This is a genomic window from Streptomyces sp. NPDC048361, assembly GCF_040651795.1.
Lineage (GTDB): Bacteria > Actinomycetota > Actinomycetes > Streptomycetales > Streptomycetaceae > Streptomyces.
Map to the genome: position 1 here is coordinate 45,341 of NZ_JBEZKW010000016.1, position 26,575 is coordinate 71,915.

Consider the following 26,575-nt stretch of genomic DNA (forward strand, 5'->3'; position numbering starts at 1 on the left):
CGATGCGGTGTTCCTGCATGGCCGGCGGAAGCAAGGACGTACGGACGTACGGATGGATGTGCAGAGATGAGCAACGCGGAGACACCCCGACCCGTTGATGGCGACGCCCTGTCCACGGACGACTTGGCCGGTACGCGGGGGCAGGACACCGGGAGCGAGGACCCCGGCTTCGCCGACACCCCGCCGGCCTACCCCGGAGAGGCCACCACGCCGTATCCCGACCCGGAGGACCGGGAGGACGATGCCGGCGCGGCACAGGCACCCGCGGACGGAGGCGGGGACGCGGAGCCGGCCGAGGAGAACGAACCGCTGCTCGGCGCGGAGCAGGAGGAGTTCCGCGCGAGGTGGCAGCGGACCCAGAGCCAGTTCGTCGACGACCCCAAGGACTCCGTCAACGCGGCCGATCAACTCGTCGCCGAGACGATGCAGGCCCTCGCCACGACGTTCTCGGCTCACAAGCGTGACCTGGAAGGCCAGTGGCACCGCGGCGAGGAGGTGGCGACGGAGGATCTTCGCGTCGCCCTGAAGCAGTACCGTTCGTTCTTCAACCGGCTGCTGAGCACATAGGCGTCACGCCCCCCGTTCGGTGACCGCATGTGGGTGAATGGCGGAGGGCAGGCTTGAGCGGTCCACCTGCCGCCGTGCTGCCGGAGCCGAAGGGGAACCATGGGGAGCGAAAGCCTGCGGGATCTACGGGATCTACTGGATCTACGGGATCTGCCGGAGTCCGCGACGGAGTCCGACGGTTCGGCCGTCGTGCGCGTGCTCAGCTACAACGTCCGCTCCATGCGTGATGACGTCCCGGCCCTGGCCCGGGTCATCCGGGCCTGCCGGCCCGACGTCGTCTGCGTACAGGAAGCGCCGCGTTTCTTCCGCTGGCGCAAGGCGGCCGCTCGTCTCGCCAGGACCTCGGAGCTCGTGTACGTCACCGGCGGCGCCACCGCGTCCGGCCCCATGGTCCTCGCCTCCCTGCGCGCCCACGTGGAGCGCACCGAGGACATCCTGCTCCCCCGCACCCCCGGCCTGCACCAACGCGGCTTCGCCACCGCGGTCCTGCGCTTCGGCGGAGCCCGGCTCGGGGTGGTCAGTTGTCATCTGAGCGTCAACGCCGAGGAGCGCTATCAGCAGGGCGGGCTGCTCCTCGACCGACTGGCCGCCCTGGACGTGCCGCACGCCGTCGTCGGGGGAGACTTCAACGACCGTCCCGACGGCCGTACGTTCGGTCTGCTGGCGCGGTCGCTCCAGGACGGGTGGGCGACCAAGCCGTGGGGGCGGGAGCACACCACCCGGCTCGGTGATCCGCTGCAGCGCATCGACGCGGTCTTCGCCACCCAGGGCGTGGAGGTACTCGGGGCCGGCGTTCCGATGGGGCTCCCCGGCATCGCGGAACAGGACCTCCGAGCAGCCACGGACCATCTGCCGGTACTGGCCGCGCTGCGCGTACCGGCGACGCCGTAGTCCGCACTCCCTGCCACGCGGAGCCACCCGTCCCGTCATCGTGGCCGGCGGCGCCACGCACCACGGCCGCGCGGTGCGAGCATGCCCCGCAGGCTCGCCGGTAATTGCCGCGCCACGGCGAGCGCCGGCATCGCACAATGAGCACCAACCGCCAGCAAGGAGTGTCGACATGCGGAAGATCCCGACGATGTTCGTGCGGAACCCCGAGGACCGCCGTTACGTCCTGCCGAAGGTCGCCGCCGGATGCGAGTGGGTGACGGCCGGTGAAGGCGTAGCCACGCGGAAGTACGACGGGACGTGCGTCCTGTACGACGGCGCCGCTTGGTGGGCCCGTCGTGAGGTCAAGCCCGGGAAGGCCGTCCCGCCCGGGTTCCGGGCCGTCGGCACCGACGACGTCACGGGGCGGACCGTCGGGTGGGAGCCGGTTGAGCAGTCGCCGTTCGCGAAGTTCCATGCCGAGGCGGCAGCCGGGGCTGAAGGACCGTTCGCACCCGGCACTTACGAGCTGGTCGGCCCGAGAATCAACGCCAACCCGGAGGGCACCCCCGCGCACCAGCTCATCGCGCACGCGGAGGCGGCCGTAGTCGTCCTCGCGGACCGCAGTCTGGAGACCCTCCGGTCCACCGTCCTCCAGCTCGCGGAATTCGAGCATGCGGAAGGCCTGGTGTTCCACCACCCCGACGGCCGCATGGCGAAGATCAAGGCCCGGGATTTCTACGCTACTTTGCATCCCATGGCGGGCAAGTAGCAGGCTGCCCAAGCCACTTCTGGGCCGAGCGATACGCGCCCGGCCGGCGCCAGTACGCCTCGTCGCCGAGCGCGTCCCAGATCCGCGCGGCGATCCGCAGGTCCGTACGCCGTGTCGCGGTGTAGGCGCCACCGATCGCGTCGTACAGCCGCGCACCGAGCACTTCCAGTTGTTCTTCCGGTGTCACCTTCAGGCCCTTCGCCCGTGACGTGAGTTCCCTGTCGATGGCCGCCACCATCGCGTCGGCGCGATCACGCCGCTCCAGCAGCAGGCCGCGTAGCCGGCGCAGGTGCGCGACCGCGTCCGTGGACGGATCGTCGACCAGCTCCGCGACCTCGCGCAGCCCGAAGCCCAGCCGCCGATAGGCCAGCACCTTCCGCAGCCGTTCCACGTCGTCCGGCACATAGGCCCGGTATCCGGCCTCGGTCCGCGCCGACGGCCGGACGAGCCCGATCTCGTCATAGTGATGCAGCGTGCGGACGCTCACGCCGGCCAGCCCGGCGACGCGTCCCACGGTCCAGTGGTCTTCCACGGCACCGAGTGTGCGGCCTGACGCCGCGTGAGGGTCAAGTCCCCTGCTCGATCACGCCTCCTGACGTTGCGTCAGCATCGGGTACCGCCGCCGACCAGCACCTCTCGGCGCACCCGGGCCGCCCTGCCCCCGGGGTCGCTATCCGGAACCACTGCCACCCCGTGATCCTCTGCGTTCCCTGGGTACCAGGCGGTGCACGGCACGGTCACAGGGACCGTGCGCGGCGCAGGCGGCCCCCGAGGGAGCCGCGGCGGACGGCGACAGAAGGAGCGGGCACACATGCGCGGTACGACACGAACAGCGGCAGCGATGGCGGTAATTGGGTTATGTCTGGCGAGCACCGCGGCATGCGGTGGAAGCGGCGACGAGGCGTTCAAAGGGCAGAGCGCCGACCAGATCGCCGCGAAGGCCGTCGAGGCGACCCGACAGGCCGACTCGATGCACATGAAGGGCACGGTCACCCAGTCGGGCGGGCAGAAGGTGGGGATCGACCTCTCCGTCGACAGCCAGAAGAACTGCCAGGGCACCGTCACCAACGCCCAAGCCGTCTCGGACGTCCGGCACAAGGACGCCACGCTCTATCTCAAGGGCAACAGCGCCTATTGGCAGGCCAACCTCAAGCAGCAGCCCCAAGCCGAGAAGATGGTGCCGAAGGTCGCCGACAAGTGGGTGCGGATGCCGGCCGCCGACGACCAGTTGACGGGACTGTGCGACAAGCAGGGCCTGCTGGCGACCATGGACGAGGACAAGTCCGAACGTCAGGGCATGTCCCGGGGCGACACCACCACCATCGACGGCAAGAGGGCCGTCGAGCTCAAGAAGCAGAAGGACGGCAAGACCCAGTCGATGTTCGTCGCCACCGACGGCAAGCCCTATATCCTCAAGGTCACGACCACCGGCACGGCGCCCGAAACCACGCTCTTCACCGACTACGACAAGCCCGTCGATCCTCCGCAGCCGCCGGCCGACCAGACCGTCGACCTCAAGCAGCTCGCCTCGGAGAAGTAGCCCGGTCGTCCGGCTCATCCGGCCTCTCGTCCGCGGAGGCGATGGCCCGCTCGGCGGGCTTCCGCACCGAGGGCCGGATCCGTCGCTCAGTGCGCGAAGGTTCCGACCAGCCGCCGTGGGGTGATCCGCACGGCCACCCGCACCACCTCCGGTGGCAGATCCACGTACTCCTGGCCCGCGCCCGGCCCCTCGTACTGCTCGGCCAGGGCGACGGCCACCTTCCGGCCCAGGTCTTCGGCGACGGTCGCGCTGCCGCGTACCTCCAAGTAGCGCTGCGGGTCGGCCCGGTCGTAGACCGTCAGGCTGACCCGTGCGTCGCGCTCCATGTTGGTGACCTTGCGGCGGCCGGCTGCCGAGGAGATCAACAGCTCGTCGCCGTCCCGGCCGACCCAGACCACCGAGGTCTGCGGGCTGCCGTCGGGGTTGAGGGTGGCCAGCACCGCGGGGTTCACGTCGTCAAGAAGCTTACGGGCTGCCTCGTTCAAGCTGATCGTCACCCGGCGACCCTAGCCGCAGCGTCGGGCGGTGTCGATCGGCTTCCCGCCTCCCGGCCCCCGTGCGGGTGGCCGGCGCCGCACGTCCGGCGTCCGATGGTGCGCGGCTCAAGCGCTCGCCATGATCGCTCGAATGACGGCCGTGACCGCCGGGTTGGCGCAGCCCGGCCGGCGTGCCACCAGCACCCGGCGGACCTCGGGCGGTGCGCCCTCGACGTGCAGCAGGCTTACGCCGGGAGGCAGCACCGGCGCGAGCCGGGCCGGCACCGTCGTCACACCGAAGCCGCCGGCGACAAGGTGGAGCTTGGCCAGCCAGTCGCGCGAGGAGTGCACGATGCGCGGCCGGCCGGGCAGGCCGGGCCACGCGCCGAGCAGCGGCTCGGAGCCCGATGACGGGGTGGCGATCCATGCGGCGTCGGCCAGCTCGTCGACGTGCACGGTGGCGCGTCCCGCGAAGGCGCCGACCGACGGCACCGCCACGACCAGTTCGGTGTCCACGACGGTTTCGACGTGGAGCCGCGGCGAGTCGCCGTCGAAGGGCCGGTGCGGTGGGCGGGACGTCAGGACGGCGAGGTCGAGCGAGCCCGCGCGCAGGGCTCGGACGAGGGTGGGTGTGGTGCCCTCGGTCGTGGTGACCGTGATCTGTGGACGGTCCGCCGCGAGGTGCGCGAGCACGGCCGGCAGGATTGCCGCGCCCGCGCTCAGGAACACCCCGAGCCGTACCGGTTCGGTGCGCGGGTCGGTGCCCGTGAGCTCACGCTCGGCCGCGGCGAGCGAGGCCAGGACCGTGTGCGCGTACCGCAGCAGGGTCAGGCCGGAGGGAGTGAGCCGTACCCCGTCCGGGAGGCGTTCGAAGAGGGCGGCGCCCGCACTGCGTTCGAGGGCGGCGGCCTGGCGCGAGACGGCCGACTGCGTGTATCCGAGGTGAGCGGCTGCCGCGGTGAAGCTGCCGGACTCGGCGATCTGCCGCAGGACCCGTAGTCCCGTACTGGAGATGTCCATGCGGCTTACGCATACCACGGATGCCCGATCGTCGCTTCCCGCATGCCTGGCCCCGTCCTACTGTCGACCTCGGAGACATGGACGAAGAAGCGTCGATGTCCACCAACGTGACAGGCATGGAGGTCGGCACGTGCGAGCAGCAGTTCTGACGCGGTTCGGCGCCCCGCTGGCGGTGCGGGAGGTACCCGATCCCGAGACCGGCGGCGGCGATGCGATCGTCGAGGTCGTGGCCACCTGCGTGGCGCCCTACGCGGGTGAGGTCTTCGGTGGCGAGCGCAGATATCCGCTCGTCCCTCCCGTCGTGCCGGGCATCGGAGGTGTGGGCCGGATCCTCCGCGTCGGCCCGGACGCCACGAAGCTGCGCGTCGGCGATCTCGTGTGGTGCGACCCGACGGTGCGCTCGCGGGACGACGCTCTGACACCCGACATCACGTTGCAGGGCTGGAGTTCACGCGGCGAGGGCGGCGCGCGGCTGGCCGAACACATGCATGACGGCGCGTTCGCCGAACGCATGCGGGTCCCTACGGAGAACGTCTTCCCGCTGCCCGCCGCGGCAGGCGACGATCCGGCGCGCTGGGCGGCGATCAGCGTGCACGCCATCTCCTATGGCGGGCTGTTGGCAGGTGGGCTCGGGGCCGGTGAGACCCTGCTCGTCAGCGGGGCCACCGGCAATCTCGGCAGCAGCGCTGTGGCGGTCGCGCTCGCGATGGGAGCGGGCCGGGTGGTCGCTCCGGGCCGCAACAAGGCCGTACTCGACCTCCTCGCCGACCGGTTCGGGCCGCGGCTGCGCCCCATCCTCCTGACCGGGGACGAGAGTACCGACCGTGCGGCGATGTCGGCGGCGGCCGACGGCCCGGTCGACATGGTGATCGACCTGCTCCCGCCGAGCGCTCCCGCCTCCGTGTCGCGCGCCGCGGCCATGACGGTCCGCGAGTACGGCCGTGTCGTGCTCATGGGCGGCGTCGGCATGCTCGGCGGCGACGACCTCGCGCTCCCGTACCCGTGGATCATGCGCAACTCGATCACGGTGCGCGGGCAGTGGATGTACCCGCGCGCGGCCAACGTCGGCATCATCCGGCTCCTCGCATCGGGCACCCTTGCCCTCGCCCCTGAGCGGGTCCGGTCCTTCGGTCTCGACGCGGTCAACGAGGCCATCGCGTATGCCGCCGAGCACAGCGGCCCGTTCGACCGCACGGTCCTCACCCCCACGCCCGGGACCGCCTGCCCGCCCGCGCCCCACGGGACGTCGGGCTGAGGGCGGATGTCGGGCTGAGTGAGGGCGTCGGGCTGAGACGTGCACGCCGAGGCCGACCCGGGGAACCCTCGGCGTGCGATGCGTATCTCCACTGCGCGTTGGCCTCTCGCCGCACCCCTGCCCGACCGCTTCTCACCCTCCCGAAAGCGCCGCCAGGCGTCGGGTCACGAGGGTGCGTCCGCGCGGGGGGACCGTCCACAGGTCGTGCCCGGCGATGCCCCACTGCGCGAGCAGCCCGTTCGCGGCGAGCATGCCCGTCGTGGCGGCCCGTTCCATCAGCGCGACCGGCAGGTCGCAGCGGACCGAGTCGCCGGCGAGCATGACGCCGGGGTGGCTCGTGCGCACCGTCGGCCGGTCCTGGTAGCCGCCCACGGGGAACAGCGGGCAGTCGTCCCGCCACTCGTGGCGCGCGTCGATGACCGCGCAGTCGCGTGTCTCGGGATAGACGCGGTGCAGCTGGTCGAAGAGCCGGTCCTGCACCGCGCGCCGGTCACCGTGCTCCGGCTGGGCGTACGCGTGCAGTTCGACGACGGAGCCGCCGGTGCGAGCGCTCCAGCGGGCCGCCTCGCCCTCCCAGCGTTCGAGCACGCTGACGTTGTCGAGGTCGCCGTACCCGCTGGTGCCGAGGAAGCCGGGGCGGTCGCGGGCGACGGGCCGGTCCAGCCAGAGGCGACTGACCAGGAACGGCGGCGCCGTACGCAGCCCTTCGACCCGCGCACGCCAGGCCGGGCCGCCCAACTCCGGGCTCTTCGAGACCAGTTGGACAAGGCCGGGGATGTTCAACGCCAGCACGCAGGCGTCGTGGTGGTCGTCTTCCTCGGCGGTGGTCAGGCGCAGGCCGCCTCGGGGGTCCGGCGTGACACCGTGGACCTCCGTGGCGGTGCGTACCCGCGCGCCCAACCCTTGCAGCCGGTCCGCGAGGGGGTCCCAGAGCGCCTGGGGAAAGGGCTCGTCGGGCACGTCGAAGAGGAGGCCCTCGGCGGAACCCAGGAAGTAGATGTGGAACATCAGAGCCATCTCGGCGGCCGACAGGGTGCGCGGGTCGGCGAAGAAGCTGCGGGAGAAGACCTCGAACGCCAGATGGCGGGCGGACTGGGGGAACCGGATCGTTTCGAGATAGTCGTACGCGCTGATGGAGTCGAGGCGTGCGTAGACGCCGGGGACGCGGACGTCGAGCAGGCCGAGTGCAGCCCCCGCGTTCACCTGGGCGAGCTCGCGCAGCGGGAAGGAGCGGCTGCGGGCGGCGAAGCCCAGGGCGCTCCATGGCGGCGTCCTCGGCACGGCGGCGAAGCTGTCGTGGAGGCCGTCCGCGTGCCGCAGCGGATAGTCCGGCAGCGGTGTGAGGCGTCGCAGTGCGGGGTCGGTACGCCGGAGCAGGGCACGGAGGTTGTAGTACTGGCGGAAGAAGGCGTGGAAGCCCCGGCTCATGGTGACCCGGCTGCCGTCGCGCAGGGTGGTGGGCCATCCGGCCAGGCGTCCGCCGAGTGTGTCGGCGCGTTCGTACAGGGTGACGCGTACGCCGCGCTCGGCCAGCGCGGTCGCCGCCGCAAGTCCCGCGATGCCCCCTCCGACGACGCCGACGGAGAGCGACTTGGCGTCGCGGGCGCGTGCGGTACCGGGACGCGCGGGCAGCAGGCGTGCTTGTGTGTCGCGTCCTGGCCTCGGCCGGCTGTTCCTCATCGGGTGGACACCCTTTCCTCGAAGGAGGTGGTGGGCTCGGGCGGCACGGACATCGTGTTCCTCGGTGGAAGGGGGACCCTCATGAGGGCCGGACCGGGGGTGGAACGGAGCGTCTCGGGCAGGTGGCGGCGGCGAGTGCGCTGCGCACCATGGGCAGGATCGGCGTGTGGAGCCCGATCGCGATGTCCTGGCCCAGCGTGGTCCGCCCGTCCAGGAAACGCAGCAGACGTTCCATCGGGATGTGGGCGAAGAGCTGTCCGAAGAAGGCCGCGCCGTCCACCCGTCCGCTGGCCAGGCCGCGCAGCAGGACCGCGTCCATGGCTCGGGACCGTCGGGCATGCGGGGCCGGCGGCAGGGGGTCGCGCCCCGAGCCCAGCGCGCGGGCGATGGCCGTGGTTTGGCGCTGGATGGCGGAGAACGCGTATCCGGTGGAGGGGCGTACGGCTCCCCCGGCCACACCGATGGGGTAGACGCCGGGGGCGCTCTGCCGTGTGAAGTGGCCGTCGGTCATGGGGATGACACCGGTCTCGGTGTCGGTCACGTCGTAGTCGCCCGCGCCGAGGACGTCGGCCAGATGGCCGCGCAGCATCCGGTCGTATGCCTCGCCGGGCAGCACGGTGGTGGAGAACTGGGTGTACTCGACCAGCGCCGTGGTGGTGCTGGTGGGCAGGACGTAGAAGAAGGCCAGGCCATCGGCGGGTTGAGGGGTGCGGAAGTCCATCAGGTCCGCGGCCTCCCGATGGAAGACGGGCCGCGCGGTGCGCACGAACCAGCCCCGGAAGTGCTGCAGCAGGCAGGTGCGGGCGGGCGGCAGGACGCGCGGGGGGCGGGAGTCGAAGACGTACCGCGCGCGCAGGACGGCGGTGCGTCCCTCGGCGTCGCGCAGATGGACGTGGCTGCCGCGGCCGGCCGGGGTGATGCGTTCCACGGTGGCTTGACGCCGCGTGATGTGCGGGGCTTCGGCGAGGCGCTCGTCCACCAGGGTCTGGAAGGTGTCCGACCGGATCATTTTGTACTGGAGCGGCGCGATGTCCTGGCAGGTGCTGCGGCCGTGCTGGTCGTGGACGCGCAGGGAGCGCCAGGAAGCGGTGACCGCGGCGTCGTAGCGTCCGGGGCCGTCCTCCCAGAAGCACCAGGTTCGGCGGGGCGGGCGAAGCGGGCCCGGAGGGGCGTCGAGCAGCACGACGGACGGCGGCCCCGCGGCGAATTCGGTCGTGGCGAGCCGCTCGGCCAGGGACAGGCCGGCCGCGCCCGCCCCGACGACGACCACATCGGCTTCGTCCACGCCGGCTTCGTCCACGTCGGATTCGTCCAACGTCGATGCTCCCCTCGCCCTAATCGAGTGACTCCATCAGGTTTGCTTCTGCCGCGGTCCGGTACGTGAAGGCGTGCCGTGGTCACCAGTACCACGATGAGTTCGTGTTCACGCCGAATGGGCGACGACTGATGGCCGCCCTGCGTATCCGCCGCTCCGGCGGGCACCGCCTCGGAAGGGGGTCTGCAGACCGCCCTGGATGGACAAGCCGAAGGAGCTGCCGCGATGGACGGGGAAGACGGTCGGCGGCGCGAAAGTCTGCGCCGCGGGGGCTCCCCTGCGACGCCGGGGGACGCGGACGGCCCGGCGCCCGTGCCCGTGCTCGGGTATGCGGAGGTCGACGTCGACGTCCCCGCGGCGGTCCGCTGCCGGCTGCAGGGGTGGCTCGGGAAGCGCATGGCGTGGGCCGACGCGCTCGATGAGACGTTCGCGCACGACGTGGCGGCGCGTCTGGAGCGGTTCGTGCTCGGCGGCGGAAAACGTGTACGGCCGCAGTTCCTGTGGTGGGGTCTGCGCGGGTGCTCGCAGCCGGGCGACGCGCGGACGGATGCCGCGCTCGACCTGTCCGCGGCCCTCGAACTCCTCCAGTGCTGTGCCCTGATCCACGACGATGTCATGGACGGCGACCTCGTGCGGCGCGGCGAACCGTCGCTGCACGCCGCGGTGGCCGGACAGTACGCCGCCGTCGCGAGGGGCGGCGCCCATCGCGGGCTCGGCGAATCCGCCGCGATCCTCGCCGGAGACCTGGCGCTCGCCTGGGCCGACGACGTCGTCGGGGAACTCGAACTGCCCACGCCCGTCGCGAAGGAGGTCCGCGCCGTCTGGGCCGTGATGCGCACCGAGATGGTCGCCGGACAGTACCTGGACATGCACGGCGCGCTCACCGGGACACGGTCCCTGGCGCGGGCCGTGCGCGCCGCGTGTCTGAAGAGCGCCCTGTACACGGTGGAGCGACCTCTCCAGCTCGGCGCGCTGCTCGGGGGAGCCGACGCGACGACCATGTCCGCGCTCCGCGCGGCGGGCCGGTGTGCGGGTATCGCCTTCCAACTCCACGACGACGTAAGGGACTTGTTCGGCGAGCCCGGTGGCGGCGAGCCCGGTGGCAGGCCGCCCGGCCAGGACATCCGCAGCGGCAAGCCCACCTATTTGATCGCCGTGGCCCTCGCCAGGGCCGAGTCCACCGGGAACACCGCGGCGCGGGAGGTGTTCGCCCGGCAAGTGGGCCGGGCCGACCTCGACGCTCACGGATTGCAGGCGGTGCGTGAGGCCGTGACGTCCACGGGGGCCCGGCGGATCGTCACCCGCAGGATCGGCCAGTTGCTGGACTTGGCCCGTCGGCATCTGAGCCACGCCCGCCTGCACACCGACGGCCATGACCGCCTCCTCCACCTGATGCACACGGCAGCCGGACACTCCGGCCCAGGCCTTCCCGAAGGCGTAACCGTTCCCGAGGGCAGTGGCACCCTCTCCCCGCCCGGCACCCACGTCTCCTGCACGGAAGAGGTCTCATGAGGCGCACCATCCCGGGCCGCACCGACCACGTGGTCGTCGTCGGCGCCGGACTCGCCGGCCTTTCGGCAGCGCTGCACCTCCTCGGGGCGGGCCGCCGGGTCACCCTCGTCGAACGGTCACCGGGCCCCGGGGGCCGGGCGGGACGGCTCGACGGCGGCGGCTTCGTGCGCGACACCGGGCCGACCGTGCTGACCATGCCGGAATTCGCGGACGAGGCCTTCGCCGCCGTCGGCACGAGCCTGTACGACCATGTGGAGCTGATCGCGCTGCATCCGGCCTACCGGGCGCACTTCGCCGACGGCGCGACGTTGGACGTCCACACCGACGGTGACGCCATGGAGTGCGAGGTCGCCCGCTTCTCCGGAGCCCGCGAGGCCCAGGGCTACCGCAAGCTGCGGCACTGGCTCAAGCAGCTCTACCGGGCGCAGATCGGCAGCTTCATCGACACCAACTTCGACTCGCCGCTCCAGCTGCTCACCCCCGACCTCGCCCGGCTCGCGGCTCTCGGCGGCTTCGGCCGTCTCGATGCCCGCATCGGGCACTTCCTCAAGGACGAACGGCTCCGCAGGGTCTTCTCCTTCCAGGCGCTGTACGCGGGTGTGCCGCCGGCCCGCGCCCTCGCCGCGTACGCCGTCATCGCCTACATGGACACCGTCGCCGGCGTGTACTTCCCGCGCGGCGGCATGCACGCGCTGCCCGCGGCAATGGCACAGGCCGCCGCCTCCGCCGGCGCCCACCTGCGTTACAGCGAGAACGTCCTGCGGCTCGACCGTACGGGACAGCGGATCACCGCGGTGGTGACCGACCACGAACGCATCCCGTGTGACGCCGTCGTCCTCACCGCCGACCTGCCCGTCGCCTACCGGCTCCTCGGCCGCGCGCCGCGGCGCCCGGTGGGTCTGCGGGCCGCCCCCTCCGCGGTGGTCCTGCACGCCGGCTGCGACCGGACCTGGCCCCAACTGGCGCACCACACCATCTCGTTCGGCGCCGCGTGGAAGACGACGTTCGAGGAGGTCACCCGGCAGGGCAGGCTCATGAGCGACCCTTCGCTCCTCATCACCCGGCCCACCGCGAGCGACCCCGGCCTCGCACCCCCCGGCCGGCATCTGCACTACATCCTGGCGCCGTGCCCCAACACCGCCATCGGTCCGGACGCGCGGGCCTGGGCCGAGCTCGCGCCGCGCTACCGCACCCAACTCCTCACCGAACTGGAACGCCGGGGCCTGGCCGGCCTCGCCGAATCCGTGACGGACGAGCACCTGGTCACGCCGGCCGACTGGCAGGCCCAGGGCCACCTGCACGGCACCCCCTTCTCCGCCGCCCACACCTTCGCGCAGACCGGCCCGTTCCGGCCGCGCAACCTCGTCAACGGCACCGAGAACGTCGTCCTCGCGGGGTGCGGCACCACCCCCGGCGTCGGCGTGCCCACGGTGCTCGTCTCGGGGAAGCTCGCCGCTGCGCGCATCACCGGCGCCGCCGCTCCCCGCCCCCGCCTGCCCCGTCGACCGGACCTGGCCCAGGCCCCGAACTCCGCCAAGGAGCGCCCCTGATGACCGCCCGCGAGCTCAACGCCGCCGGTATCACCGACCCCGGTCTGCGTCACGCGTATCAGCAGTGCCGGACGCTCAACGCGCGCCACGGCAGGACCTATTTCCTGGCCACACGGCTGCTTCCGCTCGAACACCGGGCGGCGGTGCACGCGTTGTACGGATTCGCCCGGTGGGCCGACGACATCGTCGACGTCCTGGACGACACCGCCACGACGGCACAACGCCGGCGCGCGCTCGACGAGTTGGGCCGGGACCTCGACGCCGGGATGCGCCCCGGCACGAGGACCACCGGGCCCGTCATCCAGGCGGTCGCCGACACCGCGGAGCGCTACGCCATCGACCCCCAACTGTTCCGGGATTTCATGGCGTCCATGCGCAGCGACCTGACGGTCACCTCCTACGCCACCTACGCGGACCTGCGCTCCTACATGCACGGCTCGGCGGCGGTCATCGGCCTGCAGATGCTGCCGGTTCTGGGCACGGTGGTGCCGGCCGCCGAGGCCGAACCGCATGCGGCGGCCCTGGGCGTGGCGTTCCAACTCACCAACTTCCTGCGCGACGTCGGCGAAGACCTGGACCGGGGACGGATCTATCTGCCCCTCGATCTCCTCGCCGCGCACGGCGTCGACCGGGACCTCCTGGAGTGGAGCAGACGGACGGGAGAGGGCGATCCCCGCATCACGAGGGCGCTGAAAGCGGCGGAGCACGTCATCCGGCGCACCTACCGGGAGGCCGCGCCGGGCATCGCGATGCTCAGCCCGCGGTCCCGGCCCTGCATCCGTACCGCCTTCGTGCTCTACCGCGGCATCCTGGACGCCATCGCCGCCGACGACTACCAGGTCGTGCACCGCCGTGCCGTGGTCCCGCGCGGCCGGCGCGCCCTGATCGCACTGGACGGACTTGTCAGCCGCGCGCGAGCACGGCACCGGCGGGCACCGGACACCGTCGTGCACACCGGAGCCCCGAACAGCGCCGCGGCCGCCGCAGCCGCCGTCGTGGCGGCCGGAGCGTTCCAAGGCCGGCTGGAACGATAGCGGGCAGGCGAGTCGGCAGGCCGCTGTCGAGAGCGGAGTCGGCATGAGTTACTCACGAAAGCAGAAGCGCATGGTCTCGCGCGATCCGGCACGGCGCCCCCGCCTCCCCCTCGGCCTGCGCAAACGTGCCGTGCCGTGGGAGCACCAGCGCAGCACGTGGCGGGACGCCAACCCCGGCCTCATCGGCGCGGCGCTGAGCCGCGCCCAGGCCAGGCCGTCCGGCAACTGGTACGTGGTGGGGGCCTCGCGTCACCTGAACTCGACCGCCCCGTGGGGACGCACCATCACCGGCCGGGAGATCGTGGTGTGGCGCGATGCCCGGGGAACTCCCGTGGCGGGACCGGGACAGTGTCCGCACCTGGGCGCGCCGCTCAAGGACAGCCCCGTGCGCTGCGGGACCTTGGTCTGTCACTGGCACGGTCTCGCACTGAGCGGAGCGCCGACAGCCGGCTGGGAACCGCTTCCCGTACACGATGACGGAGTGCTGATCTGGGTACGGCTCGACGCGGTCGACGACGCTCAACTACCGTTGGACGCACCGGTGTTGCCGCCCCGGCCTCGACTCGATCGGTCACTTGTCTCGGTGTACACGACGGCGGGCGCCTGCGAGACCGAGGATATCGTCGCCAACCGTCTCGACCCGTGGCACGGCGCCTGGTTCCACCCGTACTCCTTCGTCGACCTGACCGTGGTCAGCGCGCCACAGCGCGACTGCGCGGACGAGGACGACGCGTTCGTCGTCGACGTGTCGTTCAAGGTCGCAGGCCGTGTCGTGGTCCCGGTGCGGGCTACCTTCACCGCTCCCGAGCCGCGCACCGTGGTCATGCACATCACCCACGGGGAGGGCGAGGGCTCGGTCGTCGAGACCCATGCGACGCCGCTGGGCACGGATGCCCAGGGCCGGCCGCGTACCGCGGTGGTCGAAGCGGTCATCGCCACCTCCGACCGTCCTGGCTTCCGAGTGGCCCAGCTGCTCCGGCCACTCGCCGGCCCGCTGATGAACCACACCGCGGGCCGCCTGTGGCGGGACGACATGGCGTACGCGGAACGACGCCGGCTGCTGCGCTCGACGGGACGCTTCCCCGGCTGAACCCCCGGCCCTCGCCGGCCACGCGCCGCCGGACGCATACGACCGACAAGCCACACCGTGGCGGCGCATTCGGAACGCTATGGGGCTGCACATCAAAGCGCGATGGCGGGGGATACGGGCGGTTCGGCCTGATCGCCGCTGCCCCTATCCCCCGCCATCAGGCGAGTTTCGCCACCGGGTGGCTCGCGCCATCGCCGGGCGGGTTTCGCCACCGGAGTGGCTTGCGCCGCCGTCGGGCGGGTTTCGCCACCGGAGTGGCTTGCGCCGCCGTCGGGCGGGTTTCGCCAGCGCTGGGCGGACCTGTCAGAAGCGGCCGCCCGTGGCACGGGTGAAGGGCCCATGTCCACGTCGGACGGTCACCCGGCCGAGGCTGTAGGCGCCCGCGAGCGCCGCCAGTGCGCCGCCTCCCAGAGCGGCCGCGATCTGCTTGCGCTTCTGCACCACCGTCCACGCTGTCGTCGCGGCATGGAGCGACTTGCCGGGCATCGCGGTCAGCATCTCGCCGCCCGCCCTGGCCTTGGAGCGCAGCGCCACCACACCGCGGCCTGCGGTGTCCTTGGCGTCGGACGCCGCCGATTTGGCCTGGCCGGCGGCCGACTTGGCATTCTCGGCGGCCGACTTGGCGCCGCCGCTTGCCGACTTGGCCTGTGTCGTCGCCAATGCAGCCTTGGTCGTAGCAGACCGAGCTCCACTGCTCGCGGAGCGAGTCGTGCTCTTGGCCGCTGTGCTCTTCGCGGCCTCGTTCTTCTTCGCTGTTTCCGACTTCGCTGATTCCGACATGGGATCCGTCTAGCCGCGGTTCCTCAATTGAAACAGCTGACGTACGGATGAATTTCTCTGCGGCATCGGCGATTCAAGATGTTTGATGGCAGGGCGCGTTGGCGGGGCGGTTGGGCAGGATCTGGTCGAGGTAGCCGGGGCCCGACGCCGGATCGACCTCCGGTGCCGTGCGGTAGCGGAGTGTCTCCGTCTGCCAGGCGTGGTAACCGCTCATCCAGGTGTCATCCAGGTGGCCATGATGTCGACGTACGTGTGCACGGCCGCCCCTTCCTCCGGGCCCAGTCCGAGTTGGGCGCACAACACGGTTATCTGTACGGCGAGTTCCTCGAAGTGTCTGACGCGCCGGTCCACGTGTCGGCACGCCTCGTCGACGGCTGTGGCCCGCGTGAGCTGCCGCGTGGATTCGAGGACGAGGACCAGATGGTCCATGTCGCCGCGGGCAAGGTGTCGTGGACGTCCGCCGCGGCCTCTCCGCCGCGCCGCCGTATCTCCTCGACGACCTCGTGCGCGGGCGACGGCGACGCGCCGCGCCCACCCCCCTTCCTACGTCGCTGACCACGCGCGCGCCCCGCGCGAAGAAGATCAGGACGTACTCCCGGCCCAGCCCGCGGCCCCCGCCGTCGCTACCGCCACCCGACTGTCGAAACGGATCTCGTCCACCACGTCCGCTGTCTCCACCCCGCCCGCCCGCCCACTCCGCCCCTTCCGGAAGACGTGTGATGCCCCCGCACGGGGACTGTTGGGGACTGTCAGTCCCAGGGCCCGATCCCCTGACCATGTCAGAGCGGACTCGAACCGCGGAGTCGGCCGGGTGCGCCGGCCATGTCCTACGGACAGGGCCCGCCACCGCTCCGGCCGCGGCGGCTGCACCGTCATCTATGCTTCATGGCGGCCGCGGCACGGTGGCTCGTCGTTGCACGCGGCACCTGGGGCACGGGCCCATGGGGCCGGTTCAGGGCAGCGTCGGGACGGGCGCGTACCGCAGCCCTGGTCCGGACCGGGACCGCGTGACGCCGTTCACGAAGACCTTGGGGAACCGAGAGCCCACCGACAGGTGGCTCGGTGCTGTGGGGTGCCCGGCCCGCCCACGCACAGAGGACCCCCAGGGAGAAGCGAGGTATGCCGGTGATCTGCGTCGGAGGCATGATCGGAATCGGCAAGACGAGCGTGGCCGAACTGCTCGCCAAGGAGCTGGGTGGCGAAGTCTTCTACGAGAGCGTGGACGACAATCCGATTCTGCCGCTCTTCTACACCGCGAGCCCCGAAGAGATCCAGGCCAAGCGTTACCCCTTCCTGCTCCAGCTCTACTTCCTGCAGACCCGATTCGCCTCCATCAAGCAGGCGTACAAGCAGAGCAACAACGTCCTCGACCGGTCCATCTACGAGGACTGGTACTTCGCCAAGGTCAACCACGATCTGGGTCGGATCAGCTCCCTCGAAATGCGGTTGTACGAGGGCCTGCTCGGCGAGATGATGCGCGAGATCGACGAACTCCCCTACCGCAAGGCCCCGGACCTCATGGTCTACCTCACGGCCGACTTCGAGACGGTGCTGCACCGGATCGGGCTGCGGGGCCGCGCCTTCGAGCAGGACGAGGCCCTCGTCGAGTACTACCGCACCCTGTGGTCGGGCTACGACGAATGGGTGCACAAGCACTACTCGGCCAGCGACGTGCTCGTGATCGACATGAACCGTACGGACGTGGTGGGGAACCCGGAGGACGCGGCCCGGGTGGCAGAAGAGGTAAGGGCCGCCTTGGCGGCGAGGGCGCGCCGCACCTGAGCCCGGGGTGGCAGGGGCGCGCCGCGCCTGAGCCCCGGGTGGCAGGGGTGCGTCCCGCCTGAGCCCGGGGTGGCAGGGGCCGCGTCCCGCCTGAGCCCGGTGCGCGCGTCGTGGCGTGGATGGTCAGGGCGGCCGGCGGCATCGGCCGCAACGCACTGCCGCCGGACCGGGCCCGCACATTTCCCTGCCGCTTCCTGCCCGCGGGCTTCAAATCTGGCCGCGATTCCGGTGTAGTGGCTTCTGCCGGTCGACCGCTTGGGCATATGCCGCCGACCAGTGCGCCACGCCATGCACGGATTCAGGACGAGACCACCTGTTCATTCACTGGCAAAGGCAGGAAGGATCGACATGAGCCCCCTGGAACTCCAGATTCGCGAAGCGGGTCCGCTCGACTTGGAGGAGCAGCTCATCGAGTTCGAGGACGACGTGGACCCCGGCCGCCGTATCGAGGCCTGTCTGGCCGACCCGTGGCCCACGGCCACCACCCGGGTCGCCTGCGACTGAGGCCGGCCGCGGCGGCTCCGGCCCGTCCAGCCGGGGCCGCTCCGGGGCCGGCGCCCCGGGTGCGGGGGACGGGGATCGAGGAACGGCCAGGGGAACGAACAGCAGGGACGGGGATCGCATGCGGCCGGCCCGGCACAACGACGTAACCCACGTAACAGGTCCGCGGGACGCCCGCGTACACGATCCTCGGGACAGCGATGTGCGGCACCCGCGGGACGCGGGCGTAGACGTCTCTCGGGGTGGCGACGTGCGGGATCCCCAGGTCACAGGCCCGAGGGATCGCCAGGACCACGACGCTGAGGTGTTGCGCCGCCACCTCGAAGCGCTCCTCGAAGAGCCGTTCGCGGGAGCCCCACGACGGCTCGCCGCGGACGCGTTGTGGCTCTACCTCCTCGACCCGGCGATGCCCCGGTACGAGCACGGCTGGAAGCTCCACGTCTCCACCCGCGCCGACGAACTCACCGAGACGATGGGCCTGGTCGTGCCGGTCCTGCTGCGCCACACCTGCGACGCCAAGTTCGCGGTCAGCCCCTCCGTACTGCGCGACCTCAACGGCGGCGAGCGGGACCCCCGCCTCGTCGGCAAGGCGGTCACCGTCTATCCCGGCGCCCGGGACTTCGTGGCCATCGCCCACGAACTGACCGACGTCCTCGCGGGACGCGGCGGTCCTCGCGTGCTCAGCGACCGCCGCGTGCTGAGCGGTTCGCCGGTGTACTACCGGTACGGGCCCTTCCGAGCCACCGGCGCCGACGCGAGCAGCTTCGTCATGACCGCCCCCGACGGACGCACCTTCAGTGGCCGTGCGGGGGCGCGATACCGTCAACCTCCTTGGGCCGCCGATCCGTTCGGCCGCCCCGCCCCCGCCGAGACACCGGCCGCACCTCTGATCGGGGGCCGCTTCCGGATCACCAAGGGCATCGCACGCTCTCCCCGCGGGGATGTCTTCCGGGCGGTGGACACGGCGACCGGGGGTCGGGTGGTCGTCAAGCAGGCCAGAGCGCACATGGCCGAGGACGCGCAAGGAATCGACGCGCGCGGCCGATTGCGCCATGAGCACCGGGTGCTGGCCGCGCTCGACGGCACCGAGGGTGTACCCCGCCTCATCGAGCACCTGCGGCACGGCGACGACGAGTACCTGGTGATGACCGACTGCGGACCGGCCGATTTGCGCCACGACGTACTGAATCACGGTCCCTACGCGGCGCGCGGCGACGCGGATGTCGTCCAAGTCACGTCCTTGGCGCGGCAGTTACTGCACATCCTGGAAGCGATGCACACCCGCGCGGTGGTGTGCGGCGACCTCAAACCCCACAATGTGGTACTCGGTCCCGACGGCACCGCGCACCTCGTCGACTTCGGCATCAGCGCCCTCCACGGCGAACGCCCTGCCGGCGCGACACGCGGCTACTCACTCCCGGTGTACCGGCCGGACGCCCCACCCGATCCGGCGGACGACCTCTACGCGCTGGGCGCGACCCTGCACTTCGCGCTCACCGGCATGGACCCGGTCGTCGTCGACCCCGACCGCACGATCAACCGTGACCGGACACTGGCATGCCTGGCCGCCGCAGCACCGGGCTCCGCACTGCGGCCGATGCGCCGACTGATCGCCGGTCTGATGAGTTTCGACCGGGCCGAACGGGCCGCCGGAGCAAGGCAGTTCGCGGCGGGGCCGCCCGCGCTGCCCGGGGTGACGAGACCGCCGACTCCACCACGCCTCTCCCCCGCCCTCCTCGAAGAGGTGGTCGCCCACACGGTCGCCACGATGGTGGCCGCCGCACCTGGGCTCTGTGCCGGGCCCGGCCCGCACCACCCCGGCTCGTCGCTCACCCTCTACGCGGGTGCGGCGGGCGTCGGCTTGGAGCTGCTCCACCATCTGGACCGGCCCGGCGTGCCGGAAGCCGTCGCCGACCTGGCCGGTGGTATCGAGTGCCATCCCGAACTGCCGCGCCTCAGCGGGGCGCTGTACGTCGGCCGAACCGGCATCGATCTGTTCCTCGGCGCGGCCGCGTGCTCGGCCGGCCATCCGCCTGACGAAGCGCTCCCCCTTCCTCCCCCGCCCGACGAGAGCGGCGACCAGATCGGTGGAGCGGCGGGTACCGGCACGGGCCATCTGGTCATGGCGGCGCAGGCCGAAGCGGCCGGCCGCACCGCCGACGCCGCACGCCACCTCGCGGCGGCAGCCGCCTGCGCGACCGCGCTACTGGCCGGAGAAGGCGCCGCGCTGCCGGCCCGGGAAGGCACCTCGCTGCCGGCTCGCGAAGGCACCGCGTTGGCGGCCCGAGAAGCCGACGCATCCTGCGCACTTTCACGGCCCGCGTCGTCATCGGACGCGGCGTACGAACTCGGCTTCGCCCACGGCACCGCGGGGGTGGTGCACTTCCTCTACGCCTACCAGCGAGTCACCGCCGACCCGGCCGTACGCGCGGCCGCCTTCACCGGGCTCGATGCCCTCGCAGCCCGGTTCCCGCACCTGTTGGCCGTGGCCGAGCGTCCCGAAGCCAGCCGCCGCTACGGCTCGTGGTGCCGCGGGGTCACGGGCATGGCGTCCCTCCTGATCGAGACAGGCATCGGCGACCAGGATGCGGAACTGCTCGCCCTCGGCCTGCGGGGCGCCCGTACCTGTCACCGGATCGCTCCCCGGATGAGCCTGGTGTCGCAGTGCTGTGGCCTGTCGGGCGTCGGTGACCTGCTGGTCGACGCCGCGCTCGCCACGGGCGACGACGCGTTCTGGTCCGCTGCCGAGGACGTGGCGTCGCTGATTCTGTCGCGCAGCGGCGGCACCGTACGCCGCCCCCTGTTCCCCGACAACACCCTCATCGGCTCCGACGTGGCCTGGGCGACCGGCGGCGCAGGCGTGCTCACGTTCCTGCGAAGGCTGCGCGACCGGGAAGCCGTTCGGCTATGGGCGCCGCCCGGCCCCGTACCGGCGTGATGGTGTCCGCCGGTGCGCGCTGTTGCCCGGTGCGGTGGGCGTGGGCCGGATCAGTGCTGTTGTGAGGGCCTACGGTGTGCGCCAGTATGGCTGCTCATGAGTGAGATCTCCGACCTGGTCGCCCTCCTTGAGCTGGAACCACATCCGGAAGGCGGGTGGTTCCGGGAGACGTGGCGTACCGGGACGAGCGCCGTTCCGGACGGATATCCGGGGCCGCGCCCCTTCGCGACCGGCATCTACTTCCTCCTGCATCCCGGCGAAGTCTCGCGCTGGCATCGGGTGCGGTCGGACGAACTCTGGCTGTGGCACCGGGGCGGCCCCCTGGCACTCCGCCTCGGCGGCACCGCGGCCACCGCCGAGGCGGAGTCCGTCGCTGTCCTGGGCTGCGACATCGCATCCGGGCAGCAACCCCAGCTCCTGGTGCCGGCCGGCGCGTGGCAGTCCGCGGAACCGGTCGGCGACGAGCCCGTCCTGGTCTCGTGCATCGTCGCGCCCGGCTTCGACTTCGAGGACTTCGAAATGCCGTAGGTGCTGTTGGTTCCGTAGGTACTGCTGTAGGTGCCGTCGGCGCTGTAAGCGCCGCTGTGAGAGTGGCGGGCGCGCATGGCCCGCCACTCCCGCGGCACTCCCACCCGGTCACGGTGGATCGCGCCGGCCGGTCCCCGGACCGTACCGACAACCGGTCCCGGCAACCGGTCCCGTCAACCGGTCAGCGGACGTGCACGGTCACCACGTCCGAAGCGTGCAGGCGCACCGGCTTCTGGTCGTGCTTGCTGGTCAAGCCGTACAGCACCGCGCGGAATTGCAGGTTGCCAGGGCGTGCCGACGTGCCCTCAACGGTGACCCGCGCGTCGCCCTTCGCCGGGGTGCTGCACGTCTCCTGGTGCCACCCTTCGCCGAAGCCGTTCTCCTCCACGCACAGCTGGTGCAGCAGGCCGGCGCTGTCGTCGCCGCCGTGCGCCGTGACGGTGATGGTCTTGCCGACCTGGGCCGTGGGCGGGGCGGAGATCTCCACGGCGCCCTTGGCGAACGCCGGTGCTGCGGCCAACGACACCGAGGCCAGCCCCAGCGCACCGAGCACCGCCACCCGGCCGGCGCGCACCTTGATACCGGTCTTCAGCATCCCGGTCTTCAGCATCCCGGACTTCTTCATCCCGGCCTTGTTCATTCCGGGCTTGTTCATTCCGGGCTTCTCCGTCCTGGTCATGGACTTCCCCTTTCACGGATCTCCCGCTCGGCGAGACCCCGTCCCCGTCGCAACGACGCCCAACGCGCCTTGCCGCCCTGCGAGATGGGCCGATCACGCCGTCCGTTGCCGAGCCGCCCGCGCCGTTACAGATTCACGACAAACCCGGCTATGCCACGCCTTCCGGCGGCTCGTGCGGGCCTTCCGGGTCGAGCCGCGGGAGCCAGCGGTCAAGCCAGCCGGGAATCCACCAGTTCGCGCGCCCGAAGAGGTACATGGTTGCCGGGACGAGCAGCAGCCGTACGACCGTCGCGTCGAGGATCACGCTGACGCCGAGCCCGAGGGCCAGCATCTTCACCACGACGTTCGGCGAGAGCATGAACGCCAGGAACACGCTGGTCATGATGAGGGCCGCACAGGTGATGACGCGGGCCGTCGCGGCGAGACCGGAGGCGACGGCCAGGTGGTTGTCGGCGCGGTGCAGCCACGTCTCGCGAATGCGGGCCAGCAGGAAGACCTCGTAGTCCATGGAGAGGCCGAAGATGATGGCGAACATCATCATCGGCACGTACGACTCGATCGGCACCTTCTCCGTCACACCGACCAGGTTTCCGCCCCAGCCCCACTGGAAGACAGCGACCACGACGCCGTACGCGGCGGCGATGGAGAACAGGTTCAGCACGGCGGCCTTCAGAGCGACCAGCAAGCTGCGGAAGACGCAGAGCAGCAGCACGAACGCGGCCGCGACGACCACGCCGATGATGAGGGGGAGCTTGGAGACGAGGGTGTCGGTGAAGGTCTGGCCCGAGACGGTCGGGCCGGTGACGTAGCCGGTCGCGCCGGTGCCGGAGAGCGCGTGCGGGACGGTGTCGTGCTCCAAGGTGTGGATCAGGTCCGTGGTGGCCTGGTCCTGCGGGCCGGTGGCCGGGACAACCGTACTGATGAGGAGGGCGTGGTCGGGGCTCGGCTTCGGGGATGTCACCGACGTGACACCGTGCACGGCAGAAAGGTCCTGCTGCAGGGTGTTGGCCAGGGCCTGGCTCTGCGCCTGGTCGGCGGCCTGCTGACTGTCGAGCTGGGTGACGATGGTGATCGGACCGTTGGCGCCGGGGCCGAAGCCCTCGCTGATCAAGTCGTAGGCGCGTCGGTCGGTGCTGGTGGTGGGCTGTGCGCCGGCATCGATGTGACCGAGGTGCATCCAGCCCACCGGGATGGCGAGGATCCCGAGCAGCGCCAGGCCCGCGATGAGGAAGAGCCACGGCTGACGGCCCACCTTCGCCGCCCAGCGGTGCCAGACGTCGTTGGTGCCGGTGGGCTCGGCGACGGGCGTACGGACGTGGAGGCGGTCGATGCGCCGGCCGAACAGCCCCAGGAGCGCGGGCGTCAGCGTGACGGACGCCGCAGCGGCAACGATCACGGTCAGCCCGGCCGCGGCCCCGAGGGTTCCGATGAAGCTCATGCCGGACACGTACAGGCCGGCGAGTGCCATGGCGACGGTCGCGGCGGCCACCAGGACCGACCGGCCGCTGGTGGCCACGGTACGGCCGACCGCGTCCGCGGGTTCCACGCCCTCTTGGAGGAGCGCCCGGTAGCGGGTGGACAGGAACAGCGCGTAGTCGATGCCCACGCCCAGGCCCATCATCGCGGCCAGGGTCGGGGCGGCCTGCCCGAAGCTGAACTGGGCGGCCAGCAGCCCGAGTCCGCCGAGCCCGACAGCGAGACCCACCACCGCGGTCACCAGCGGCAGTCCGGCCGCGGCGACACTGCCGAAGCCGATGAGCAGCACGAGTACGGCGACGCCGAGGCCGATCGCCTCCGAGGTGAGGTCTGCGGCCTTCGGCGCGGCGAGCTGCCCGAGCGGATCGCCGTAGTCGACGCTCACGTGGTCGGAGCGCAGGGGCTGAACGGCGTCGTCGACCTTGCCGACGTACGAGTGGTCGAACCCGGCCGGGGTGCTGGTGAACGTGACGCTGATCTGGGCGATGGTGCCGTTGGACGAGACGGCGCCGGGCGTCGTGAGCGGGTTGCTCACCGAGACGACGTCCGGCAGGTGCTGCAGGTTCTTCACGGCGGCGTCGACGGAAGCCTGGTGGTCGGCGACCGAACCCTGCTCGGCCTTGATCACGACCGGGGCCGAGGTCCCGGACGTGCCGCCGTGCTTCTTGAGCAGGTCCGCGCCGGTCTGGGTGCTGGTGCCTGGCAGCGAGAAGCTGTCGGCGAAGCTGCCGCCCCACCGTCGGTCGGCCACGCTGCACGCGACGAGCAGGACCAGCCAGATGATGACGATCCGCCAGGCGTGCGTGGCGCACCAGCGTCCCAGCCGGTGCAGCTGTCCGGCGCCGGGTTCGGCGGCCGATGCGTTCTTCATGGTCGTGACCTTGTCTGCCGGGTGTGAGGAGACATGTGGCGCACTGGTCGGAGGAGGTGGGGCGTCGTGCACCGGAGGTGGGGCGTCCCGTGCACCCCGGCTCGGGCCGGCGAGTGGGTCAGCGCCGGGCCGGGCGTCGCCGCCCGGCCCGGCTGGTGCTTGCCGCCGAGCTGCGCCGAGCAGCGTGTTACGCGCGCTCTCGCCGACACCTGCTGGTCTTCCCTGCGTGCGGCGGGCTCAGCCCGAAGGTCATCACTTACCGCGTCCTGGTCCTGATAGTGAGTGTTCGGATGAGGGTGGGTGTCCTGATAGTGAGTGTTCGGATGAGGGTGGGTGTCCTGATGGTGGGTGTCCTGATGGTGGGTGTCCTCAGGTGTGTCCTACGTCTGCACCTACTCTCCGTGCCACCCGCCCCCGACCCTCAGCGTTGCTGGGCCGTACGGGTCACGCCCCGCGAGCGCGCCCCGCCCTTGCCAGACCTGCAAGGACCCTGCTTGCCTGGGGTGCCCTGGGGGACGGGGATCGACCGCTTGTGTACGGAGGCGAGGAACGTGGTGGGCCTGATACTGCTGGGAGTGCTGGTGCTGGTGGTCGCCGGGTGCGTGTGCGTGGTCTGGTCGAGCCGTGGCGGGCCGCGCTGGGTCCGAGCCGTGGCATCCCTGACCCTCGCTGCGGGCGACGTGGTGCGTGGTGCCGATCGGAAACGGAAGCGGCGCCGGAGCCTGAACGGGAATCCCAGCGGCGAGGGCTGACGACCGCGGGCGTCAGCCGCATGGGATACCCGTCGCGTACCAGACCAGTACCGACCCCTGCCGGCTCGCGTGCCCGCCTCGGGCCCGACGAACCACCGGTCCATCAAGCCACTCGCGAGGCATGCGCGGAGCCGGCCGCCCAGGCTGAGCGCCGGCGCGTACCGGCTTGGCTGCGCGTCGGCCTGTAGGGCGAGCTGCGTGCCGGTCTACGGGTTGGTGCCCGGAGCGACGTAGCCGGCGCCGATCCCGTTGTCGGCCTCCGGAACGCAGCTCGGGACCTCGCGTACCACCGACATCTGCAGCGTGCCGATCTGCCCTTGGCTGCCCACGGTCGGCACGAACAGCAGATGGTCACCGGCCGGGACGGCGCTCGGCTTGATCAGCGAGTAGCGGCCATCGAGGCCGCTCCCCCCGGCTTCTCGGGGAAACACCTGCATGGAGTCGACACTGCCGTCGTACTGGACCTTCGTGTGACACGAGGCCGAGAACGTCATCACCGTTGCGGGGATGCCTGCCTTGCGCAGAGCGGCCTGCAGCCCGGGGATGCCCTTGGGGTTCATCACCTTCACGGCGATCGTGCCGTCGGGGACGGATTTCACCGCGTAGTCGGCAGTGACGATGTCGAGGCCGCCCTTGACCTGGAGCGACGGCGCTGCCGACGTACCGGTGGCGGTCTGCCCGTCCTGCGCGCCATGGTGCGTGCCGCCGAGGAGCGGCACGGCGACGGCCACGGCCACCGCGGCCGCGACGGCGCCCAGCGCCAAGGTAAATCGCCCGCGCGGTACGCGAGTTCGGGCACGGAGGCCGCTCTGGGGGACCAGGGCGGTCGCGCGGGCGTTGAGTTCGTCCGCGAGCTGCTGCTTGAAGTGCACGGGTGTGTTCACTGGGTGGCCTCCAGAACGGTTTCGCGGTGGTCGGTACGGGTCTGCTCGGCGGCTTGCAGAGCCTTGCGGGCGCGGTGCAGCCGGACTCGGGCGGCGGTCGAGCTGATGCCCAGCGCTTGCGCGGCCTCTCGGGTGGTCAGTCCATCCAGGGCGACCAGGTCGAGGAGTTCGCGCAGGGGGTCGGGCAGGGCGGCGTGGGCGACTGCCATCCGCCGGACGGAGCGCGCGGCGTCGATGCGCCCCTCGATGGCGCTGATGTCCTGGTCGTCGAGCAGTCTTCGGCCGGTGATCCGCGCAACCGCGCGCTGTTCGCGGGAGCTTCCCCGGAAGTGTGCGGAGATGACATTGCGGGATATGCCGTACAGCCAGGCGACGGGCGCGCCGCGTCGGGCGTCATAGGTGTGCGCGTTCTCCAGCGCGGCCACGAAGATGTCCGCCGTGAGGTCGGCGGCCAGGTGCGGACTGTCGACGCGCCGGGTGACGAAGCCGAGCACGGTGTCGAACTGCTGCTCATAGAACGCGGCGAACCCGGCGGGGTCCCGCGCGGGTGGTGCTGTCGAATGCTCCGCTGGCACGGATGGCTCCTTGGGGCTGAGCGGCGTGTGATGCCTTACACCTCTACTTGGCCGCAGCGCCCCGAAGCGTTACACGCCAGGGAGCCGGCCGCCGCCCACCGGCAACGGGGGGGGCCCGGGGGCCTTCACAT

The 26,575-nt window shown here is 71.5% G+C and carries 25 protein-coding genes and 1 pseudogene; 14 read left to right on the forward strand and 12 right to left on the reverse strand.

All coding sequences use genetic code 11. The features are described 5' to 3' along the window. Positions 1–66 precede the first annotated feature (66 nt). From AB0D31_RS11985 to AB0D31_RS11995, 3 genes are all read left to right on the forward strand, one after another. The gene (locus tag AB0D31_RS11985) at positions 67–567 is read left to right on the forward strand and encodes a hypothetical protein (protein WP_362720551.1); all 501 of its coding nucleotides are present in this window, start codon (positions 67–69) and stop codon (positions 565–567) included. A gap of 99 nt (positions 568–666) precedes the next feature. Next, positions 667–1,458 (forward strand): endonuclease/exonuclease/phosphatase family protein, encoded by a 792-nt coding sequence (locus AB0D31_RS11990; protein ID WP_362720554.1) that lies wholly within the window; start codon positions 667–669, stop codon positions 1,456–1,458. 169 nt (positions 1,459–1,627) lie between these two features. After that, on the forward strand, positions 1,628–2,206 hold the full coding sequence (locus AB0D31_RS11995; protein WP_362720555.1) for a hypothetical protein: 579 nt from the start codon (positions 1,628–1,630) through the stop codon (positions 2,204–2,206). 61 nt (positions 2,207–2,267) lie between these two features. Here the strand turns inward: AB0D31_RS11995 and AB0D31_RS12000 are convergent. After that, positions 2,268–2,720, reverse strand: a pseudogene (locus AB0D31_RS12000) (MerR family transcriptional regulator); the annotation flags it as partial. A 327-nt stretch (positions 2,721–3,047) separates the two neighbouring features. Here AB0D31_RS12000 and AB0D31_RS12005 point away from each other — a divergent pair. Further along, positions 3,048–3,746 carry a hypothetical protein gene (locus tag AB0D31_RS12005; RefSeq protein WP_362720558.1) on the forward strand — a complete coding sequence of 233 codons (699 nt, stop codon included), beginning with the start codon at positions 3,048–3,050 and terminating at the stop codon, positions 3,744–3,746. Positions 3,747–3,832: 86 nt separating this feature from the next. On the opposite strand, the gene AB0D31_RS12010 is transcribed toward AB0D31_RS12005, so the two are convergent. Then, positions 3,833–4,243, reverse strand: a complete 411-nt coding sequence (locus tag AB0D31_RS12010; RefSeq protein ID WP_362720561.1) for a PPOX class F420-dependent oxidoreductase — start codon at positions 4,241–4,243, stop codon at positions 3,833–3,835. Positions 4,244–4,348: 105 nt separating this feature from the next. Beyond that, entirely contained in the window at positions 4,349–5,242 is an 894-nt protein-coding gene (locus tag AB0D31_RS12015; RefSeq protein ID WP_362720562.1) for a LysR family transcriptional regulator, read from the reverse strand. A gap of 130 nt (positions 5,243–5,372) precedes the next feature. Between AB0D31_RS12015 and AB0D31_RS12020 the strand changes: the two genes are divergently transcribed. Beyond that, the gene (locus AB0D31_RS12020) at positions 5,373–6,497 is read left to right on the forward strand and encodes a zinc-binding dehydrogenase (protein WP_362720564.1); all 1,125 of its coding nucleotides are present in this window, start codon (positions 5,373–5,375) and stop codon (positions 6,495–6,497) included. A gap of 132 nt (positions 6,498–6,629) precedes the next feature. Here the strand turns inward: AB0D31_RS12020 and AB0D31_RS12025 are convergent, their stop codons facing one another. Together AB0D31_RS12025 and AB0D31_RS12030 are read right to left on the reverse strand one after the other, a co-directional pair. Then, positions 6,630–8,177, reverse strand: a complete 1,548-nt coding sequence (locus tag AB0D31_RS12025) for an NAD(P)/FAD-dependent oxidoreductase (RefSeq protein WP_362720567.1) — start codon at positions 8,175–8,177, stop codon at positions 6,630–6,632. A gap of 79 nt (positions 8,178–8,256) precedes the next feature. After that, positions 8,257–9,492: a lycopene cyclase family protein gene (locus AB0D31_RS12030; RefSeq protein ID WP_362720569.1), complete on the reverse strand. Its 1,236-nt coding sequence runs from the start codon at positions 9,490–9,492 to the stop codon at positions 8,257–8,259. A gap of 225 nt (positions 9,493–9,717) precedes the next feature. On the opposite strand from AB0D31_RS12030, the gene AB0D31_RS12035 reads away from it, so the two are divergent. From AB0D31_RS12035 to AB0D31_RS12050, 4 genes are read left to right on the forward strand one after another with little or no spacing between them, the layout of a single operon-like run. After that, positions 9,718–11,004, forward strand: coding sequence for a polyprenyl synthetase family protein (locus tag AB0D31_RS12035; RefSeq protein WP_362720572.1), 1,287 nt, complete (start codon positions 9,718–9,720; stop codon positions 11,002–11,004). Further along, positions 11,001–12,554 (forward strand): phytoene desaturase family protein, encoded by a 1,554-nt coding sequence (crtI, locus tag AB0D31_RS12040; RefSeq protein ID WP_362720575.1) that lies wholly within the window; start codon positions 11,001–11,003, stop codon positions 12,552–12,554. The genes AB0D31_RS12035 and crtI overlap by 4 nt, the downstream gene beginning before the upstream one ends. Further along, on the forward strand, positions 12,554–13,588 hold the full coding sequence (locus AB0D31_RS12045; RefSeq protein WP_362720578.1) for a phytoene/squalene synthase family protein: 1,035 nt from the start codon (positions 12,554–12,556) through the stop codon (positions 13,586–13,588). Before crtI ends, AB0D31_RS12045 begins: the two co-directional genes overlap by 1 nt. A 43-nt stretch (positions 13,589–13,631) precedes the next feature. Further along, complete coding sequence (locus tag AB0D31_RS12050) at positions 13,632–14,678, forward strand: DUF5914 domain-containing protein (protein WP_362720581.1); 1,047 nt, start codon at positions 13,632–13,634, stop codon at positions 14,676–14,678. Positions 14,679–14,981: 303 nt separating this feature from the next. Here AB0D31_RS12050 and AB0D31_RS12055 read toward each other — a convergent pair whose 3' ends face one another. The 3 genes from AB0D31_RS12055 to AB0D31_RS12065 all read right to left on the reverse strand — a co-directional run bounded on the left by AB0D31_RS12055 (position 14,982) and on the right by AB0D31_RS12065 (position 15,887). Then, positions 14,982–15,338, reverse strand: a complete 357-nt coding sequence (locus AB0D31_RS12055) for a hypothetical protein (RefSeq protein ID WP_362720584.1) — start codon at positions 15,336–15,338, stop codon at positions 14,982–14,984. Positions 15,339–15,531: 193 nt separating this feature from the next. Continuing rightward, positions 15,532–15,672 (reverse strand): hypothetical protein, encoded by a 141-nt coding sequence (locus AB0D31_RS12060; protein WP_362720586.1) that lies wholly within the window; start codon positions 15,670–15,672, stop codon positions 15,532–15,534. Next, entirely contained in the window at positions 15,669–15,887 is a 219-nt protein-coding gene (locus tag AB0D31_RS12065) for a hypothetical protein (protein ID WP_362720589.1), read from the reverse strand. The genes AB0D31_RS12060 and AB0D31_RS12065 overlap by 4 nt, the downstream gene beginning before the upstream one ends. 690 nt (positions 15,888–16,577) lie before the next feature. On the opposite strand from AB0D31_RS12065, the gene AB0D31_RS12070 reads away from it, so the two are divergent. The 4 genes from AB0D31_RS12070 (at position 16,578) to AB0D31_RS12085 (ending at position 21,207) form a co-directional block, all read left to right on the forward strand. Beyond that, positions 16,578–17,240 carry a deoxynucleoside kinase gene (locus AB0D31_RS12070; RefSeq protein WP_362720591.1) on the forward strand — a complete coding sequence of 221 codons (663 nt, stop codon included), beginning with the start codon at positions 16,578–16,580 and terminating at the stop codon, positions 17,238–17,240. A gap of 348 nt (positions 17,241–17,588) precedes the next feature. Beyond that, positions 17,589–17,744, forward strand: a complete 156-nt coding sequence (locus tag AB0D31_RS12075; RefSeq protein WP_362720593.1) for an SflA family class IV lanthipeptide — start codon at positions 17,589–17,591, stop codon at positions 17,742–17,744. Between the two features lie 301 nt (positions 17,745–18,045). Continuing rightward, positions 18,046–20,679, forward strand: a complete 2,634-nt coding sequence (gene lanL / locus AB0D31_RS12080) for a class IV lanthionine synthetase LanL (RefSeq protein ID WP_362720596.1) — start codon at positions 18,046–18,048, stop codon at positions 20,677–20,679. A 96-nt stretch (positions 20,680–20,775) separates the two neighbouring features. After that, a complete protein-coding gene (locus AB0D31_RS12085) occupies positions 20,776–21,207 on the forward strand; it encodes a cupin domain-containing protein (protein ID WP_362720599.1) in 432 nt (143 codons plus the stop codon). Positions 21,208–21,388: 181 nt separating this feature from the next. Here the strand turns inward: AB0D31_RS12085 and AB0D31_RS12090 are convergent, their stop codons facing one another. Both AB0D31_RS12090 and AB0D31_RS12095 read right to left on the reverse strand, forming a co-directional pair. Next, positions 21,389–21,886: a hypothetical protein gene (locus tag AB0D31_RS12090; protein WP_362720602.1), complete on the reverse strand. Its 498-nt coding sequence runs from the start codon at positions 21,884–21,886 to the stop codon at positions 21,389–21,391. A gap of 148 nt (positions 21,887–22,034) precedes the next feature. Beyond that, positions 22,035–24,233 (reverse strand): MMPL family transporter, encoded by a 2,199-nt coding sequence (locus AB0D31_RS12095; RefSeq protein ID WP_362720604.1) that lies wholly within the window; start codon positions 24,231–24,233, stop codon positions 22,035–22,037. 551 nt (positions 24,234–24,784) lie between these two features. On the opposite strand from AB0D31_RS12095, the gene AB0D31_RS12100 reads away from it, so the two are divergent. Beyond that, entirely contained in the window at positions 24,785–24,985 is a 201-nt protein-coding gene (locus AB0D31_RS12100) for a hypothetical protein (RefSeq protein ID WP_362720606.1), read from the forward strand. A gap of 206 nt (positions 24,986–25,191) precedes the next feature. On the opposite strand, the gene AB0D31_RS12105 is transcribed toward AB0D31_RS12100, so the two are convergent. Together AB0D31_RS12105 and AB0D31_RS12110 are read right to left on the reverse strand one after the other, a co-directional pair. Continuing rightward, positions 25,192–25,869: a hypothetical protein gene (locus tag AB0D31_RS12105; RefSeq protein WP_362720608.1), complete on the reverse strand. Its 678-nt coding sequence runs from the start codon at positions 25,867–25,869 to the stop codon at positions 25,192–25,194. Beyond that, on the reverse strand, positions 25,866–26,444 hold the full coding sequence (locus tag AB0D31_RS12110; protein ID WP_362720610.1) for an RNA polymerase sigma factor: 579 nt from the start codon (positions 26,442–26,444) through the stop codon (positions 25,866–25,868). The genes AB0D31_RS12105 and AB0D31_RS12110 overlap by 4 nt, the downstream gene beginning before the upstream one ends. Positions 26,445–26,575: the final 131 nt, after the last annotated feature.